Genomic DNA, 16,549 nt, shown 5'->3' on the forward strand with positions numbered 1-16,549 from the left:
AAGTGGGGTTTGTGCTAGAGGTATTTCTACATGGCCTACGAACTGTCTAAAGATAAATACAACAATGGCACTCAAGGCATCACTGAATATGCAAAAGCGGGTCTGTTCACCACATCCGGACTCACCCCGACCGAAAAGGTCGATTTCTGGCGAGAAGTGGTGTGCAACAAAGTGGTGTCACTGGATTTCGATGTCGAGCCCAAGGGCTCTTTCGAGGGCAATCTACGCTGGACCCAGATCGGCGAGATACAACTGTCCGATATCAATGCGACACCACATGTCGCATTGCGAACCCTTTCCACGATCAAACACTCGGAATCAGACTTCTTAATCTTCAACCTGCTGCTGTCGGGCCTGTGCGACGCTGAACAGGACGGCATAACGTCCCACCTGACTGCAGCCGATATGCATACCGGAATGGGTTGGCTCTGCAATGCCGCCCGCCCTTACGACCTGCGTTTCGACCAGCCCTTTCACCTGGCGACATTGCAGATACCCCGTCATATGATCACGCAGAACATATCCGGTGTTGATCGCTTGGTTGCACGCAACCTTGGCAGCTCCAGCCAGCTGTTCCCTCTGGTTCAGAGTTACATTTTGCAACTCGCCGGGCAGCGGCCCCAGTTCGACAAGGCGATGTCGGAGAGGGTCGCCAATAACCTGGCAGACCTGATCAGCGCCCTACTTGGCGAACATCTGAGCGGCTGCGAATCACCTCTGTCGGATAGCAAGATCGCAACGCTTATGCGTATCCGATCTTTTGTTGAGTCCAATCTGCACGACCCCGAACTCAGCCCCAGTAAGGTTGCCGAGGCGATGCGGATGTCGACCCGCTATATCAACCAACTGCTGCAAAGCGAGGGAACATCGCTGAGCCGCTATATCTGGCAACGGCGACTGGATCGAGTATCTCGCCTGTTAAAAGACCCTGCAAATCAGGGCAATCATATCTCGACCTATGCTTTCGCCTATGGATTCAACGATATGACGCACTTCAGTAAGGCGTTTAGAAAGCAGTTCGACATGAGCCCGAGCGAATATCGCCAGTTTTATCTCGCCTGACCCTCAACCGCTCGCACACCCACAGGGAGATCACACCGAAAACGGGTAGGCGATTGCCGGGTGATGCCGGTACCCTTCAACCCTGAAATCATCCAGCGTCACCCAGGTTTCCAAATCCTGCAGGGTGCGGATATCGGGATTGATCTCCAAGCGGGAATGCGCAAAGGGCTTGCGCTTGAGCTGTACGTTGCGTAGCAAATCCAGTTGATCCTCGTAGATATGGGCATTAACGATCTTGTGGTATGGCCTACCTGGCTTGTGACCGGTGATCTGCGCAATCAGCAGAAGCAACGCAAATACCTGCACCTGATTGAAATTGAGTCCCAGCGGTACGTCACAGGAGCGTTGGTAAGAGGTCAGGTGGAGCCTATCGCCTAACAGCGAAAAGGTATGGGTATGCATGCAGGGGCGCAGGCAGCCCAGGTGGAATTCACCGGGGTTGTAGAACCTCAGGATCTCGCCCCGGTCGTCGATTCCCCGGCTCAGGTCATCGACCAACTTCGCTAGGGAATGTATGAATAAGTCCCGCCCAGCTCCCTAAAACGCCATTGCCTCTGCGTCAGGGTCATAAACTGAGCACTTTCTACCCGTTTTAACCGACTGCAACTGCCTTTTCAGGCCATGCAGGCGGATTAACCCTGTGCTCTCAACATCTGATCCACGCGCACAACGTTGACCAGTGCGAACAACATCGCCAGCTTGCCATCGTTTTTCTTTAGGCCGCGGTAGTGGGCTTTTACAAAGCCGAACTGGCACTTGATGACCCGAAACGGGTGCTCAACCTTCGCCCCTATGCTGGCTTTCATGTACTCGGTCTTGATTATGACCTTATTGATGCGGGGGTGTTGCTTTAGGGCCTTCAGTTGTCCCGGCTGCTCGGCAATATGCCAGTCAGCCTGAAGGTGTTTCAGCTCAGCCCGCTTTTCCGCCCCACGGTATCCAGCATCCGCGAAGATGAACGCCTCTTCACCATGCAGTAACTGGTCCGCTTGATTGAGGTCATGCACATGCGCGGCAGTTGTGGTGAAGCTATGCGTGATGCCGGTACGGCCATCTACACCAATATGGGCTTTCATGCCGAAGTGCCACTGATTCCCTTTCTGGGTTTGATGCATCTCCGGATCACGTTCACCGGTTTTGTTCTTGGTGGAGCTGGGTGCTTCGATAATGGTGGCATCGACTAGCGAGCCCTCTTTCAGCAGCACACCGGCTTCAGACAACCACTGATTCACTTCTTCAAGAATCTGGCGGGCCAGGCCATGGCGCTCCAGCAGGTGACGGAACTCCAGAATGGTGGTGTGATCGGGGATGGATTTATCCAGCGACAAGCCAGTAAACAGCCTCATTGACGCAATCTCGTACAGCGCATCTTCCATGGCCGGATCACTGAGGTTGTACCACTGCTGCATGCAATGAATCCGCAGCATAATGGACAACGGGTAAGGCCGACGGCCGAAGTGCCCTATGGGTATTGCCGGCCTTGGGGTAGTGAGGTTCGTTGACCGCTTCGAGGCGCGCCCATGGGATCAGCTTGTCCATCCGGCCCAGGAACTTCTCCTTGCGGGTCTGGCGGCGCTTGTTGCTGAACTCGCTGTCAGCGAATGTGAGTTGCTGATCCATCTCTAAGTCCTCGATCGTGTGCGCTCGCATCATCTCACGCAGCGGACTTGATCACACCTTCCCAAGGATGGCCTCTTCGCCGCCATCGTCGAGCAGATGTGTTCGGAAATCGTCACCCCGCTCACTCATCTGGATCTCAAGAGGCTGTCGCTGCGCGAAGCGCTTTCGACAATCGCACACACCTTTCTCGAGGTTCTATTGTCACCCCGCACCATTGCCCTGCACCGCCTGATTATCGCCGAGGCACTCCGGGCACCGGCCTCAGCCCGTACCTTTTTCAACGCCGTACCGGCCACATCCTACCGCTGCCTCACCGAGTACTTTATCTGGGCCGACGGCGCCGGACTCGTTATTCCGGGCGACGCCCATGCCAGGGCCATCCTTTTTCTCGACTCCCTAACCGGCCAACTCCAGTTGCGCAGCTTGCTCGGGCAGGAAAATCCGGCACCGGTTGAGCAGGAACGGCTGATCGACGAGGCTATCGCTGTCTTCACCAAGGGCATTGCCCCAACCACCGAATGATTGAGGCCAGGCGCACCTGGCCAGCCTACTTTACCCGCCGCCTGCACGAGGCACCCCTTAGCCTTTTTCCGAGCCGTCGAGTACATCGGACTCGAACAGCGTCTCCAGCTCCGCACGGGCGTCTCTGGCAGTCTGGATAACGGCAGTCTTGTCGTCATGCACCAATTGCTGGGCCTTCAGCAGCTCTTCATCATGGCGCTGGAAGCGTTTTATCCGTGCGTCTGCCTGGTCGGCGCTCAACCCCAGGCCTAACAGAGACTTTCGACTCATCTCCAGGCTTGAGTGGAAGCTTTCCCGTACAACCTCCACGCCCAGGCCGACCAGCCGGAGCGCATGCTGACGATTACGCGCTCTGGCAATCACCCTGATGCCGGGATAGAGCCGGCGCACCAGCTCCGCGATCCTGATACTGGTTTCGGGGTCATCAGCGGTAATAATGAATAGCTTTGCTGACGGGGCGCCAGAAAAGGCACACGCTGCGCGTGCAGAACGCGGGCGACCATCTGCCCATCCGGCCCATGCCGGCAATGACGACCTTAGGTTCGTCAGCGTCAATGTCCCGAAAATCCTCCGGTATCGCTTCGGGGTCCGACTTCGGCTTGGCCAGCCGCCCAGCCAGATCCATCAGCCAGGCAGTCCTGATAACGACAAGCAGCGCCGGTGCGGCCAAGACCTCCTGCATGCCGGTCTTGGCCACGATACGAAACACCGGTCGCAGTAAAGAGCGCCCGCCGACAACCAGGATAGCGATGCTGCCGAGCACCCTGAGCACAGGCACCAGGCCGCTACCCTCCGTTTCGCCAGCACCGACGCCGCTGAGCAACGGCAGCAGCGCAATCAGAGGAATGGCGGCGATGTCCTGAAACAACAGGATGGCGAACGCCTAGCCTGCTACCGCGGTCTCTTCGCTCAGCAAGTTTTAATAAGCTGACAGCTGGCGCTGATCATTTGCCGCCCTGAAAAGTGCTGTAGCTGGAGATCAGGTTGCGGTAGTCCGGTATATGGTTGGAGAAGAGCGCACCCAGCCCTTCGATATCGTTGCGCCAGTCCCGATGCAGTTCACAGGCAGCACCAAACCAGGTCATCAGCTGGGCCCCGGCCGCCGACATGCGATCCCATGCGGCATCCCGGGTGATGGGATTGAAGGTGCCGGACGCGTCGGTCACCACGAAGACCTCATAACCGGCCTCCAATGCCGACAACGCCGGGAAGGCAACGCAGACTTCGGTCACGACGCCGGCAATGATCAGCTGCTTTCTGCCCGTCGCCTTGACGGCCGCCAGGAAGTCCTCGTTGTCCCAGGCATTAATCTGACCGGGGCGGGCAATGTAGGGAGCCTCGGGGAACAGCTCTTTCAGCTCCGGCACCAAAGGCCCGTTGGGCCCAGTCTCGAAACTCGTGGTCAATATGGTCGGCAGTTCGAAGTACTTGGCCAGGTCGGCCAGCGCCAGCACGTTATTCTTGAACTTATCCGGCTCAATATCCCGCACCAGAGAAAGCAGACCTGCCTGGTGGTCCACCAGCAAAACCGCAGCCTGAGTCTTGTCCAGTCTCACGTATGGAGTTGTCATGATAAATTCCTCGTTCCGGTTGGTTTGCCAGCGCGCTAATGCCGAATGCCTGTTTCTGTACACCGTTAGCAGACTGTCAGGGGGCAATCTGGCCGAAGCGACCGTTATTGATGTCGGCGATAGCCTGGCTAATCTCGTCCTGGGTGTTCATGACGAAGGGGCCATAGCCCACAATCGGCTCGTCTATCGGCTCGCCACTCAATAGCACCATCACTGAGTCGACCGTCGCGTCCAGCACCAGGCTATCCCCGGCGTTGTCCAGCAGCACCAGCTGCGGGCCCGTGACGACGGTGTTGCCATTTAGGGTTACAGAGCCTTTGAGCACCACCAGCGCGGTGTTCCATCCCTCAGGCAGCGGCAATTCAATGCTTCCGCCCTGGGATAAACGCATATCCCAGACATGCATCGGCGAGTGGGTACGGGCAGGGCCGGCCTGGCCTGCAAATTCACCGGCAATGACCCGTACCGACCCGTTACCTTCGGCCAAGGCGACCTCGGGAATCTCGTCGTTACGAATGGTCTGGTAGCCCGGCGCCGTCATTTTGTCGCGGGCCGGAAGGTTCACCCAGAGCTGCACCATTTCCAGGGCGCCACCGGAACGGCTGAAGGCCTCGGAATGAAACTCTTCATGCAGGATGCCGGAGCCTGCCGTCATCCACTGCACATCCCCGGGGCCGATCACACCGCCCTGCCCGGTCGAGTCTCGATGCGCGACCTCCCCGCTGTACACCAGAGTGACCGTCTCGAAGCCCCGGTGGGGATGTTCGCCCACTCCCCGGGGCCGGTTCGCAGGCGTGAACTGCGCAGGACCGGCGTAATCCAGCAGCAGAAAAGGGCTGAGCTGCCTGCCATACCCCTGGTACGAAAATAACGACCGCACGGGAAAACCGTCTCCAACCCAGTGCGGCCGCGGAGCACTGTATACGCCAAGAACTTTTTTCATGACCACCTCACCGTTGCGATACGATAAACAAAATAGATTGCCGCACCGACTTTGGGTAGAGGCCAAAATTGAGTCTCAGCGTCCTGTTTGGGGAACGATAGGAACGATATGCAGGATTTGAACGATCTTTACTACTACGTAAACGTAGTGGATCATGGCGGATTCGCGCCGGCCGGCAGAGCCCTGGGGATACCCAAGTCAAAGTTGAGTCGCCGTATTTGCATGCTGGAAGAGCGCCTCGGTGTGCGCCTGATAAACCGCTCCACGCGCCATTTTTCAGTGACCGAAATCGGCCAAACCTATTACGCGCACTGCAACGCCATGCTTGTCGAAGCCGATGCGGCTCAGGAAGCCATTGACATGACCCGGGCAGAGCCCAGGGGGGTTATTCGAATGACCTGTCCGGTCGCGTTGCTGCATGCGCATATCAGCGCCATGCTGACCGACTTCATGGTCCAGTACCCCGGAATCACTATCTACCTGGAGGCGACAAATCGTCGCGTCGACCCTGTCGGTGAAGCCATCGACCTGGCCATACGGGTACGCCCGCCTCCCATCAAAAGCAGTGACCTTGTCATGCACGTACTGGCAGACCGAAGCCAGTCACTGGTGGCGAGCCCTTCGCTGCTTGCGCGCCACCCCGCTCCTCAATCGCCCGCCGGCTTGAGTGAATTGCCCAGCCTTGGCTTGGGAACGCCGCAGCAGGATCATGTCTGGAGCCTGTCGTGCCCGGATGGCGCCCATGCAATGATTCCCCATAGGCCGCGTTATGTTACGACTGACATGTACGCTCTGCGCAGCGCGGCGATTGGAGGCGTAGGGGTGGTGCAACTCCCGACCATGATCTTGCAGAAGCAGCTCGCACAGGGCACGCTAATCAAGCTGGTGCCGGATTGGGCACCGCGCCGGGAAATCATACACGCCGTTTTCCCCTCGCGACGCGGCTTGCTGCCGTCCATCAGGAAGCTGATCGACTATCTGGAGCAACGCTTTAAAGCACTGGAAGAAGACTGACAGCTTAAGGTCCGAGCCCTGCTGAACCCTGGGGGCTTATGCAATAGCTGCCACCCAACAGCGCTCTCGAAAATAGAAGCAAAACGGGGTACAGCAGGCGCGAGCTATGCGCCCACGCCGGCCCCCTTCTCTTCTTTACGAATGTTATCTACGGATAACTGCGACTCAGAGCAGCGCCTTCTTTGCGGTAGATCAGCTTGTAAAACAGCACATAAGCGAGCATGGCGGTGATAATCGCATTCAGCGGTGCGATGCTGAAAATACCGTCCGCAGGCGAGATCACCGAGACACAGATGGCCGTGGCCCAGGCGGCCATCGCGGCCCAGTTGATATGCTTGAAGGCGTATTGTGCCGGGTCCGGGTACCGGGCTTTGCAGCGCAGGTAGAAGTCGCTAATGATGATGCCGCCAATCGGTGGCAGGGACACACTCAGGAACACCAGCCAGCTGACGAAATTGTTGTACAGGAAGTCCGCCAGAATGGTGCCCACGGCGCCGGCCGCCAGTACCAGATGCACCCGTTTCAGGCCGGTGATATTGGTCAGCCCCAGGCCAGCGGCGTAAAGGGCATTGTCATTGGTGGTCCAGATATTCAGCACCAATAACGCTATTCCTGCGCCCAGCAGGCCCTGCTGTGCCAGCACTTCGGCGATATCGGACATGCCCGTAGCCGTGGCCCCCACGGCGCCAAAGATAAACATCAGGCTGTTACCGAAGGTGAAACCGATAATGGTCGCGATCACGCCGACGCGCCGCGTTCTGGCATAGCGCACAAAATCCGGCGTCAGGGTTGCGCCACTGATAAAGGAGCCGACCGCCAGCGCAATACCCACCGCCATGCTCATGTTCTCCACCGGATTCAGGTTCATCAACGTATCCAGGCCGCCCTCGGTATCGGAAATCGCCGTGGCAACGGAGGTAAAGCCCAGAATCAGGATGGCGGGCACGGCAATGGCGCTAAGCCATTCGATCGCCTTGAACCCCACCACCACGGTGTAGGTCATCACTATGCCGCCGCCCAGGATCAGCGGCAGGTTGGGAATATCCATAAACTTGTTAATGGGATAGGCAAACATTGCCACACCGACGCCAAACCAGCCGATCTGGGTAATCGCCAGCATCATGGAGGGCAGTTTGGAGCCGAAACTGCCAAAGGCGTACCTGGAAAGAATATGGGTGGAGAGATTGGTTTTCGCCGCCGCATATCCCAGAAGCGCGCCATAGCCCCCCAGTATCAGGTTGCCGGCCAGGATGACGATAATCAGATCCGGCCAGAGTTTAAAGCCCTGCCCCAGGGTTCCGCCGGTCCACATGCTGGCGGCGAAAAAGGTAAAGCCCAGCATCACCGCCGACATGGACAGCAGGCCGCGACGGGCGTTTTCGGGAACCGGGGTTAATGCATAGTCATCATGTGCAGCAGCATAGTTTTTATTTTCTTGCTGTTCAGACATTGGAATGTCTCCTGTTGGGATAATGGGTACCACCGCTTATTAGCGACGGCACCAGCGGGGTTCTTATTGCACTTTATTTAAATAGGCCTGGCTCGGAATCAACCCGGCAGATAATTGCCGGTTTCTAAAACAGGCCTCTCGAAAAACTGACCTCAGCCTCCCCCTCACCCAGCATCACCTGGGTGCGAGTCGGCGGTGTTTTGGCGATGACCTCGCCGCGGCGGATGATGAACAGCCGTGCGGGCCTCAGTTGCAGCGCCTCGACCACACTGCGGGCCTGCAGAATCACCATATCGGCGGGCTTGCCCACCTCCAGACCGTAGTTTTCCAGCCCCAGCACCCGGGCACCGTTTGCCGTCACCGCCTCATAGGCCTGCTGCATCTGCTTCAAGCCCGTCATCTGGGCAACGTGCGCCCCCATATGGGCCACATCCAGCATGTCGTGGGTGCCGTAGCTGTACCAGGGATCCATAACGCAATCGTGGCCGAAGGCGACGTTAATCCCCGCCGCCAGCATTTCCGGCACCCGGGTCATGCCGCGGCGCTTGGGATAAGTGTCATGCCGACCTTGCAGGGTGATATTGATCAAGGGGTTGGCAATGGCGTGCACACCGGCTTCGCGTATCAGCGGCAACAGCTTGCTGACGTAGTAGTTGTCCATGGAGTGCATCGAGGTTAGATGGGAGCCACAAACCCGCCCGTTCAGCCCCAGGCGCTGGGTTTCTGCGGCCAGCACTTCGATGTGCCGCGACAACGGGTCGTCCGATTCATCGCAGTGCATGTCGACGCGCAGCCCGCGGCGCTCGGCGATCTCGCACAGCGCCCGGATGGAGGCGGAGCCGTCTGCCATGGTGCGCTCAAAATGGGGAATACCACCCACCACATCAACGCCCTTGTCCAGCGCCCGCAGCAGGTTTTCATGGGAGGGCGGGTAACGGTAGTAACCATCCTGGGGGAAAGCCACCAGCTGCAGGTCTATATAAGGCTTCATCTGCTGTCGTACTTCCAGCAGGGCCTCCACCGCCAGCAGGCGGTCATCGCAGATATCCACATGGCTGCGAATGGCGAGGGTGCCACGGGCAATGGACCAGCGGCACATCTCCAGCGCCCGTGCCTTGATGGCCTCCACGGTCAGATCCGGCTTGAGCTCCCCCCAGATGGAGATGCCCTCCAGCAGGGTGCCGCTGGCGTTCAGCCGCGGCTGGCCCAGGCTCAGAGCCGAATCCATATGAAAGTGGCTGTCCACGAAGGGCGGCGATGCCAGCTGACCCTGGCCATCAATCTCGATAACGGCCGACGCCTGGATGGCGGGGGCCATTTCGACAATAAGCTTGTCCTTGATGGCAATATCAATGCCCTTGCGACCATCGGGCAGGTTCACATTACGCACGAGCATATCCAGCATGCTTTAATCCTCTCTATAAACCGGATGTTGTTTAAATACGCGACCGCAAACAGACTCAAATATAAGGTCTGCCGACAGCGGTATTCAAACAATAAGATCGAGCCCGCCGCTGTTAATCCATTGCCCAATAAAAACCAGGCAATATAGAATCAACGCAAAAAAGCGAAAAGGCAGGCTAAAAAGCAGGTGAAGGTGTGAGCGGGCGCTCAGGCGTTAACGAGGGTAAACAGCTTGGTTTGCTTCTGGTTGAACAGATAGATGGACAGCAGCGAGGGGGGTATCACGTGAAAATGTCGGGCACAGGTTGCACCGAGAAAAGACAGGCTTTGCGTCATCAGGGCGTATAACAGGGTTATCAAGGCGAAGGGCAGCGTCAGAAGCAGGGTCACTAAATGACAAGTGCCCAGGGGTCGTGCCTGCAGCCTCTGGCATGAATGACGGCAGCAGGAGGCATGATATTGCATGAGAATGCTCACCATGTTCAGAACCTTTTATTATTGTATGCAGGCTGTGAGACTAGAAACATAGCAGCATTTTTACCATCTGGTCAACCACTGTTATGCCTGATTCTCCGCCAGCCTTTCGCGGCCCGATATTGCATCCGCCTGTCACGAATATGTACCGGGCGCCCGGCAAGGCATCAGCCGTAAAACAACAGGTTCAAACCAAAACCGCCCAGCATCAGCACCACAAAAAGCACCAGCGACAGGGCCAGCGGTTTGATACCCGCCTGGCGAATAGTAGCCCAGCGGGTCTTGATCCCCAGTGCCGCCATGGCGATGGCCAGACTCAGCTGAGATGCCAGTTGCAAGACTTCCAGCACAAGAGTCGGCAGGGTCAGCACGCTGTTCAGGGCCGCCGTGGCAATAAACCCGAAGACGAACCAGGGAATGGGCACGGGTTGGCGCTCGCGGTTGCCAGCGGCACGTCGGAAATAAAGACTGCCCAGGGCAATCACCACCGGCGCCAGCAGCATCACCCGGATCAGCTTGGCGACCACGGCATTCTGCATGGCCTCGCCGCCAATGGACTGGCCCGCCGCCACCGCCTGGGCGACTTCATGCACCGTACTGCCGATATAGATGCCAAAAAGAGACGGCTCCATACCAGCAAAACTGTAAATCACCGGGTAGCTGAACATCGCCAGGGTGCCGAAGAGCACCACTGTTGCCACGGCCACAGTCACATCCTGCTCCTTGGCACGAATCACCGGCTCCGTTGCCATGATGGCGGCGGCGCCGCAGATCGCGCTGCCCACCGACGTCAGTATTGCGATCTCCCGTGGCAGCCCGAACAGCCGAATGCCGATAAAAATACCCATCGACAGCACTACAGTAATCACGATCATGTCGAGCAGAATCGCCTGATACCCGACCGCGGCAATCTGCTGAAAACTGAGGTTAAAGCCAAACAGAATAATGCCCAGGCGCAGCAGTTTTTGCTGGCTGAACGCCAGTACGGTGGCATCCCGGCCGCTATTTGCGGGCCTGGCGACATTGCCATACGTAATGCCCATCAGGATCGCCAGCGGCAGCGCGCTGAGCCCGATGGCGCTGAACGACTCGGTTTGGGCCAGCGCCGTGGCAGCAATGGCGATAAGTAACAGTCGAATGAGCATGGCCTGGTCCCCTTATTCCAATTAGAGAGGACTTTATAATCGACCTAACTGTAAGTATATTGGATTGTACTTACATATAACTTAAGAAAAACCGATGAATATAAGCCTGCGTCAGCTGCATCTGTTTGAAGCCACAGTGCGCCTGGGCCGACTCGGACTGGCGGCGGAGGAGCAGGCCATCAGCCAGTCCGCCGCCAGCCAGGCGATCAAGGAGCTGGAGCGCGCCCTGGGCTACAAGGTACTGGATCGCATCGGGCGCGAACTGGTGGTCACCGAGGCCGGCCAGGCCATTCTGCCCCGTGTGCGGCAGATTCTCAGCCTGAGCGACAGCCTGACCCAGCCGGACGATCGCCGTATCGCCGGTACCCTGCGCATCGCCGCCAGTGTCACCATCGCCAGTTACCTGCTGCCCAATATGATTGCCCAGTTTTGCCGCCAGCATCCAGAAGCCGACGCCAAGCTGGAAATCACCAACACCGAGGGCGTTTTGAGCCGGCTCGAAAAAGGCCAGGCACAGCTGGGCATGATCGAGGGCCCGGCCCTGCACCCCAGCCTCGATATAGTGCCCTGGCGCTCGGATAGTCTGGTGGTTTTCTGTGCGCCCGAACATCCACTGGCCCGCAAGAGCCCACTGGATACCCGCACCCTGGAGACTCAGGATTGGATAGTGCGCGAGGCGGGCTCCGGTACCCGCGCGGTGCTGGATGCCGCCCTGCAGGCCCAGGGCCTCAGGCCCCGCATAGCCCTGGAACTGACACGTCACGAAGCCATCAAGCAGTCCGTACGGGCGGGGTTGGGCATCGGCTGCCTGTCGAGCCTGACCATCGCCGATGAGGTGGCCGCCGGCCAGCTGGTACGGCTGGAAACCTCGCTCAACCTGACCCGGCGCTTTGCCTGGGTCTGCTCACCGGAAAACCGCGACAACGCCCTGATTCAGGCGCTGTTACAGCAACTCAGGACGCCGCCTGAGGCGGAGTAAAAGACACCGCCCCCTCACATAGAATGGTCACCAAACACGAGCCTGTGCCTTGAAACCTGAGCGCAGCAAGGCCAGGCTGTTACCCGTTACAACAGTGCTAACATGGTTGCTGCCACAGGCTCAGCTATTCGTTTTAAAAATGCACGGCATACCCTAACCAAAAAGGTGATGATCTTGGCTGTAATTCTTCGAAATTTTAATATCGTACGCATCACCGATGGCAAGAAAGTCGTTAACTGCACCGTCATTAGCATGTGTCCGGACTATGCCGTCATCAAGTACGATGGCAAAAAATACAAAGTCCCCTACCCCATTATCAAGGAAGTTATCGGCCATGAGCTGCTGATTTCGGCCTGAGAAAGGCTGCGGCACCTGCCTCAGACTTCGCAATTCCACCAGGCTCAAGCCGTTAAGGCGCTGCGGGTATCATCAGTCCTCGCTGCACCGCAGGGCGCGCCAGAAAGGTATCCAGCACGCGGGTGACCTCAGGAAAGTCGCCAATGCCCACCAGATCCCCCGCTTCATAGAAGCCGATCAGGTTACGCACCCAGGGAAAAGTGGCGATATCGACGATGGAATAGCTGTCGCCCAATATCCATTCACGCCCCTGCAGCCGCTGATTCAGCACCGCGAGCAGACGCCTGGACTCGGCCACGTAGCGATCCCGTGGACGCTTGTCGTCATAATTCTTGCCGGCAAAACGATTAAAGAAACCAACCTGGCCGAACATGGGCCCGATGCCTCCCATCTGGAACATCAGCCACTGCAGCGCCACGTAGCGCTCGGCGGGATCTTCAGGCAACAGCTGCCCGGTCTTGTCGGCAAGATAGACGAGGATGGCACCGGAATCGAACAGCGCCAGAGGCTTGCCGCCCGGCCCCTGCGGATCCAGAATTGCCGGGATCTTGTTGTTGGGACTAAGTGACAAAAACTCCGGCGACAGCTGATCATTAGCGGCAAAATCCACCCGATGCGCCTCGTAGGCCACGCCGGTTTCCTCCAGCATGATGGAAACCTTGACCCCGTTCGGCGTCGGCAGCGAATACAGCTGCAGCCGCTCCGGCTGACGGGCGGGCCACTTGCGGGTCACGGCAAAAGCGGAAAGATCGGTCATCGATGAATTCCTTTTGTCTTGTGTACATAGAGGTAACGACAGAGCGCCAACAGTAACGTCCTGCCAGCAGCGCCGGTGACAATATGCCACAGCCCCGCCATTTTCTGAACGCCAGCCCTTACTTCAAATGCGGCGGCGGTGTTGCAATATAATAGCATTCAAGCCGTACGATCTTGCCGGCGCCAGCGACAGATCGAAGGGCAGGGTTCGGCCCAGACAGGCAACGAGCACAAAGAAGAAACTGCCGGGCGGCGGCATGGCAAAATGGCGACTGACGATGGTTGCAAAAAAGGCGGCCAGGCCCAGGGTAAAACTGACGGAAAATCCAAAGGCGCACAGCCCCAGCGTAGTCAGCCGATGGGGCGTCGACGTCTGCGGCATGTACAGCATGACCAGCCCGCCCATACCGCCCATACCGCCCAGAATCCCCAGTGCAAACTGATCACGCCAGGCTCCCATCCCGACGGGCAGGCCCACCGACAGGGCCACCATCACCAGAAAACTCCAGGGGCGCTTGTTATCACTCAGTGTCACCAGACTCCTGAGATTATACGACCAGCGAGCAGCGCCCTCTGCGCCCGAATTATTCTGTCCCACGATGTGACCTCATGCTGGCGAAAACCTGATCAGGATAACAGCCGCAGGTCTGCTGCGCGAAGACACGGCGAGTATAGCCAGTGCTGCACGCCGTTCCACCGCCCTCACCCCATCACAGTGCCGCTGTTGCGTTTTACGCAATAGCCATTTGCACCAGCGCCCGATTCTCCCAGCTCCCCTGAAACCCTAGTCTAGCCCTGTAAATTGCTCTGCTGAATTCGTCTGCAGGCAATCCCCCTGTTATCCCGCCTCTGAGAGGAGACACTGACATGACGCTTTTTTCCGCCATCCAGCTGGGCGACATCGAACTTGCGCACCGCATCGCCATGGCCCCACTGACCCGTTCCCGGGCCGGGCAGCCCGGCAATATTCCCACGGCGATGAATGTGGAGTACTACCGCCAACGCGCAGGTGCCGCGCTGATCATCACTGAAGCCACGCAGATATCCCAGCAAGGCCAGGGCTATGCCTGGACACCCGGTATCCACAGCCAGGAACAAATTGCCGGCTGGAAAGCCGTCAGTGAAGCGGTGACAGCGAAAACGGGCACATCTTCATGCAGTTATGGCATGTCGGGCGTGTATCCCATCCCGTTTTCCAGCCAGGTGGCGCCTTGCCTGTCGCTCCCAGCGCGCTGCCGGTGCCGGGTAAAACCTTCATTATTGATGAATCCGGCAACGGCGTCTGGGGCGATGTGCCGGTGCCCCAGGCGCTGTCCATCGATGCGATCCAGTCCATCATTCAGGATTTCCGTCAGGCTGCCAGAAACGCCATGGAAGCCGGCATGGATGGGATCGAGATCCATGCCGGCAACGGTTACTTGCTGGATCAGTTCATCAACAGTAACAGCAACCACCGGGAAGACCGTTACGGCGCCAGCATCGAAAACCGTGCCCGCCTGCTGCTGGAAGTCGTCGCCGCCGTCAGCGAAGAGATTGGTGCGCGTCGGGTTGGGGTACGCCTCACACCGATGGGGCGTTTCATGGGCATGGGTGACAGCACGCCGATCAAAACCTTCGGCTATATCGCCGAGCAGCTCAATACCTTGGGGCTGGCTTACCTGCACCTGGTAGAACCCGCAATGGTGGGCACGGTGCGGGATGAAGCCGTCGATCCGGCCTGGGATGAAATCATGCAGGCGCTACGCGCACGATTTAGCGGTGTGCTGATGATTGCCGGCGGCTACGACCAGCAGGGCGCTGAAGCGGCACTGTCCGCCGGCAGGGCCGATATCATTGCCTTTGGTCGGCCTTTTATCAGCAACCCCGATCTGCCGGCACGCTTTCGTCAGGGCTTCGCCATAGCGGCGGCCGATGACAGCCTGTTCTTCGGTGGCGATGCACGGGGCTATATCGACTACCCGACGGCAAGCGCCCCCCTGACCCATACATCGGAGGAACAGTCAGGTGACTAACAGGACGATTACTGCGCCGAACACTTCGCCGAATACGCTATTAACCCAGGGGCTGGTGCTGCTCTTTGCGGTTTGCTGTGGCGCCATCGCCGCCAACCTTTACTATGCCCAACCCATTATCGGGCTGATTGCCCAATCCGTAGGGTTGACCACAGCCGAAGCCGGCCTGGTCGTTTCACTGACACAGATCGGCTACGCCCTGGGACTATTGCTACTCGTTCCGCTGGCCGATCTGGTTGAAAACCGCCGACTCATGATCGTGACAGTGCTGATCTCGGCGGTCAGCCTGGCCCTGGCAGCCGTCAGCCAGCAGCCAGGCCCCTTTCTGCTGCTGTCCTTGATGATCGGCCTCAGTTCCGTGTCGGTGCAGATGCTCATCCCACTGGCCGCATACCTGGCGCCTGCGGCGTCGCGCGGCAAGGTTGTCGGGAACATCATGGCAGGGTTGCTACTGGGGATCTTGCTCGCCAGACCCATCGCCAGCCTGGTAGCGGATCACTATGGATGGCGCACCGTTTACATTGCAGCCGCCGTGCTGATGCTGGCAATCATGCTGGTCATGATTCTGACGCTGCCAAGGCATAAGCCCGATCACCGCGCCAGCTACGCACAGTTACTGAAATCACTCGCAGGGCTCCTGGCCACCTATCCGGTGCTGCGCCGACGCGCCCTTTATCAAGCACTGATGTTTGCCGGTTTCAGCCTGTTCTGGACGGCGGTGCCACTGGAATTGTCACTGCACCTGGGGCTGTCCCAGACGGCCATCGGCATCTTTGCGCTGGTTGGTGCCATCGGAGCCTTGTCCGCGCCTTTGGCGGGCCGCCTGGCCGATGCCGGCCATACCCGCAAAGCCACCGCCATGGCCATGCTGATTGCACTGGTGGCATTTCTTGTCGGGGTAACCGAGCCGGGATACAGCCTGGCGGGACTCGCTATCACGGGAATTCTGGTCGATTTTAGTGTGCAGATGAACATGGTGCTGGGCCAACGGGAAATCTACGGGCTGGAGCCGAAAAGCGGTGCCCGCCTGAATGCCCTTTACATGACGAGCATCTTCATCGGCGGTGCCGCAGGGTCGGCACTGGCCGGCGCCCTCTATACTGCAGCCGGCTGGCCCGCCATCGCCTTACTGGGTGCCGGGATAAGCGCGGCCGCGCTGATCGCATTTCTGTTTCACAGCAGGCGGTAATATGATGGCTGGATGCCAATGCCGCCGTGGCTGGCCCGTTAGAGCCCGGCT

General features: G+C 58.4%; 16 protein-coding genes and 2 pseudogenes. 7 read left to right on the top strand and 11 right to left on the bottom strand.

Going from position 1 to position 16,549, the window contains the following annotated elements; translation table 11 throughout:
* Positions 1-30: 30 nt before the first annotated feature.
* Positions 31-1,062: a helix-turn-helix domain-containing protein gene (locus tag MRS74_RS14200; protein WP_254580934.1), complete on the top strand. Its 1,032-nt coding sequence runs from the start codon at positions 31-33 to the stop codon at positions 1,060-1,062.
* A gap of 30 nt (positions 1,063-1,092) precedes the next feature.
* Here MRS74_RS14200 and MRS74_RS14205 read toward each other — a convergent pair whose 3' ends face one another.
* Positions 1,093-1,578, bottom strand: a complete 486-nt coding sequence (locus MRS74_RS14205) for a thymidylate synthase (RefSeq protein ID WP_368671277.1) — start codon at positions 1,576-1,578, stop codon at positions 1,093-1,095.
* Positions 1,579-1,694: 116 nt separating this feature from the next.
* Positions 1,695-2,682 (bottom strand): annotated as a pseudogene (locus MRS74_RS14210) (IS5 family transposase).
* A 96-nt stretch (positions 2,683-2,778) separates the two neighbouring features.
* On the opposite strand from MRS74_RS14210, the gene MRS74_RS14215 reads away from it, so the two are divergent.
* Positions 2,779-3,204, top strand: a complete 426-nt coding sequence (locus tag MRS74_RS14215) for a TetR/AcrR family transcriptional regulator C-terminal domain-containing protein (protein ID WP_254580936.1) — start codon at positions 2,779-2,781, stop codon at positions 3,202-3,204.
* 57 nt (positions 3,205-3,261) lie between these two features.
* Here the strand turns inward: MRS74_RS14215 and MRS74_RS24115 are convergent, their stop codons facing one another.
* The 4 genes from MRS74_RS24115 to MRS74_RS14230 all read right to left on the bottom strand — a co-directional run bounded on the left by MRS74_RS24115 (position 3,262) and on the right by MRS74_RS14230 (position 5,718).
* A complete protein-coding gene (locus MRS74_RS24115; RefSeq protein ID WP_306422003.1) occupies positions 3,262-3,732 on the bottom strand; it encodes an NAD-binding protein in 471 nt (156 codons plus the stop codon).
* Positions 3,629-4,072 (bottom strand): hypothetical protein, encoded by a 444-nt coding sequence (locus MRS74_RS24120; protein ID WP_306422002.1) that lies wholly within the window; start codon positions 4,070-4,072, stop codon positions 3,629-3,631. The genes MRS74_RS24115 and MRS74_RS24120 overlap by 104 nt, the downstream gene beginning before the upstream one ends.
* 76 nt (positions 4,073-4,148) lie before the next feature.
* Positions 4,149-4,775 (bottom strand): isochorismate family cysteine hydrolase YcaC, encoded by a 627-nt coding sequence (gene ycaC / locus MRS74_RS14225; RefSeq protein ID WP_254580937.1) that lies wholly within the window; start codon positions 4,773-4,775, stop codon positions 4,149-4,151.
* A gap of 76 nt (positions 4,776-4,851) precedes the next feature.
* Positions 4,852-5,718 carry a pirin family protein gene (locus MRS74_RS14230; protein ID WP_254580938.1) on the bottom strand — a complete coding sequence of 289 codons (867 nt, stop codon included), beginning with the start codon at positions 5,716-5,718 and terminating at the stop codon, positions 4,852-4,854.
* Between the two features lie 108 nt (positions 5,719-5,826).
* Between MRS74_RS14230 and MRS74_RS14235 the strand changes: the two genes are divergently transcribed.
* Positions 5,827-6,732 carry a LysR family transcriptional regulator gene (locus MRS74_RS14235; protein ID WP_254580939.1) on the top strand — a complete coding sequence of 302 codons (906 nt, stop codon included), beginning with the start codon at positions 5,827-5,829 and terminating at the stop codon, positions 6,730-6,732.
* A 148-nt stretch (positions 6,733-6,880) separates the two neighbouring features.
* Here the strand turns inward: MRS74_RS14235 and codB are convergent, their stop codons facing one another.
* The 3 genes from codB to MRS74_RS14250 all read right to left on the bottom strand — a co-directional run bounded on the left by codB (position 6,881) and on the right by MRS74_RS14250 (position 11,205).
* Entirely contained in the window at positions 6,881-8,182 is a 1,302-nt protein-coding gene (gene codB, locus MRS74_RS14240) for a cytosine permease (RefSeq protein ID WP_254580940.1), read from the bottom strand.
* A 124-nt stretch (positions 8,183-8,306) separates the two neighbouring features.
* Positions 8,307-9,587, bottom strand: a complete 1,281-nt coding sequence (locus MRS74_RS14245) for an amidohydrolase family protein (RefSeq protein WP_254580941.1) — start codon at positions 9,585-9,587, stop codon at positions 8,307-8,309.
* 640 nt (positions 9,588-10,227) lie between these two features.
* Positions 10,228-11,205: a YeiH family protein gene (locus MRS74_RS14250; protein ID WP_254580942.1), complete on the bottom strand. Its 978-nt coding sequence runs from the start codon at positions 11,203-11,205 to the stop codon at positions 10,228-10,230.
* Positions 11,206-11,299: 94 nt separating this feature from the next.
* Here MRS74_RS14250 and MRS74_RS14255 point away from each other — a divergent pair, with 94 nt between their 5' ends.
* The gene (locus tag MRS74_RS14255) at positions 11,300-12,184 is read left to right on the top strand and encodes a LysR substrate-binding domain-containing protein (RefSeq protein ID WP_254580943.1); all 885 of its coding nucleotides are present in this window, start codon (positions 11,300-11,302) and stop codon (positions 12,182-12,184) included.
* Positions 12,185-12,358: 174 nt separating this feature from the next.
* A complete protein-coding gene (locus MRS74_RS14260; protein WP_254580944.1) occupies positions 12,359-12,541 on the top strand; it encodes a hypothetical protein in 183 nt (60 codons plus the stop codon).
* A gap of 52 nt (positions 12,542-12,593) precedes the next feature.
* Here the strand turns inward: MRS74_RS14260 and MRS74_RS14265 are convergent, their stop codons facing one another.
* Entirely contained in the window at positions 12,594-13,298 is a 705-nt protein-coding gene (locus MRS74_RS14265) for a glutathione S-transferase N-terminal domain-containing protein (protein WP_254580945.1), read from the bottom strand.
* A gap of 123 nt (positions 13,299-13,421) precedes the next feature.
* Complete coding sequence (locus tag MRS74_RS14270) at positions 13,422-13,832, bottom strand: hypothetical protein (protein ID WP_254580946.1); 411 nt, start codon at positions 13,830-13,832, stop codon at positions 13,422-13,424.
* Positions 13,833-14,221: 389 nt separating this feature from the next.
* Between MRS74_RS14270 and MRS74_RS14275 the strand changes: the two are divergent.
* Positions 14,222-15,309: pseudogene (locus MRS74_RS14275) on the top strand (alkene reductase).
* On the top strand, positions 15,302-16,498 hold the full coding sequence (locus tag MRS74_RS14280; protein ID WP_254580947.1) for an MFS transporter: 1,197 nt from the start codon (positions 15,302-15,304) through the stop codon (positions 16,496-16,498). Before MRS74_RS14275 ends, MRS74_RS14280 begins: the two are co-directional and overlap by 8 nt.
* The last annotated feature ends 51 nt before the right edge of the window (positions 16,499-16,549 follow it).

This window comes from Marinobacterium sedimentorum, assembly GCF_024267675.1.
GTDB lineage: Bacteria > Pseudomonadota > Gammaproteobacteria > Pseudomonadales > Balneatricaceae > Marinobacterium_A > Marinobacterium_A sedimentorum.

Coding starts and splice junctions, on each gene's coding strand:
- MRS74_RS14200 (WP_254580934.1), top strand. CDS start 31: ATGGCCTACGAACTGTCTAAAGATAAATACAACAATGGCACTCAAGGC.
- MRS74_RS14215 (WP_254580936.1), top strand. CDS start 2,779: ATGTGTTCGGAAATCGTCACCCCGCTCACTCATCTGGATCTCAAGAGG.
- ycaC (WP_254580937.1), bottom strand. CDS start 4,775: ATGACAACTCCATACGTGAGACTGGACAAGACTCAGGCTGCGGTTTTG.
- MRS74_RS14230 (WP_254580938.1), bottom strand. CDS start 5,718: ATGAAAAAAGTTCTTGGCGTATACAGTGCTCCGCGGCCGCACTGGGTT.
- MRS74_RS14235 (WP_254580939.1), top strand. CDS start 5,827: ATGCAGGATTTGAACGATCTTTACTACTACGTAAACGTAGTGGATCAT.
- codB (WP_254580940.1), bottom strand. CDS start 8,182: ATGTCTGAACAGCAAGAAAATAAAAACTATGCTGCTGCACATGATGAC.
- MRS74_RS14245 (WP_254580941.1), bottom strand. CDS start 9,587: ATGCTGGATATGCTCGTGCGTAATGTGAACCTGCCCGATGGTCGCAAG.
- MRS74_RS14250 (WP_254580942.1), bottom strand. CDS start 11,205: ATGCTCATTCGACTGTTACTTATCGCCATTGCTGCCACGGCGCTGGCC.
- MRS74_RS14255 (WP_254580943.1), top strand. CDS start 11,300: ATGAATATAAGCCTGCGTCAGCTGCATCTGTTTGAAGCCACAGTGCGC.
- MRS74_RS14265 (WP_254580945.1), bottom strand. CDS start 13,298: ATGACCGATCTTTCCGCTTTTGCCGTGACCCGCAAGTGGCCCGCCCGT.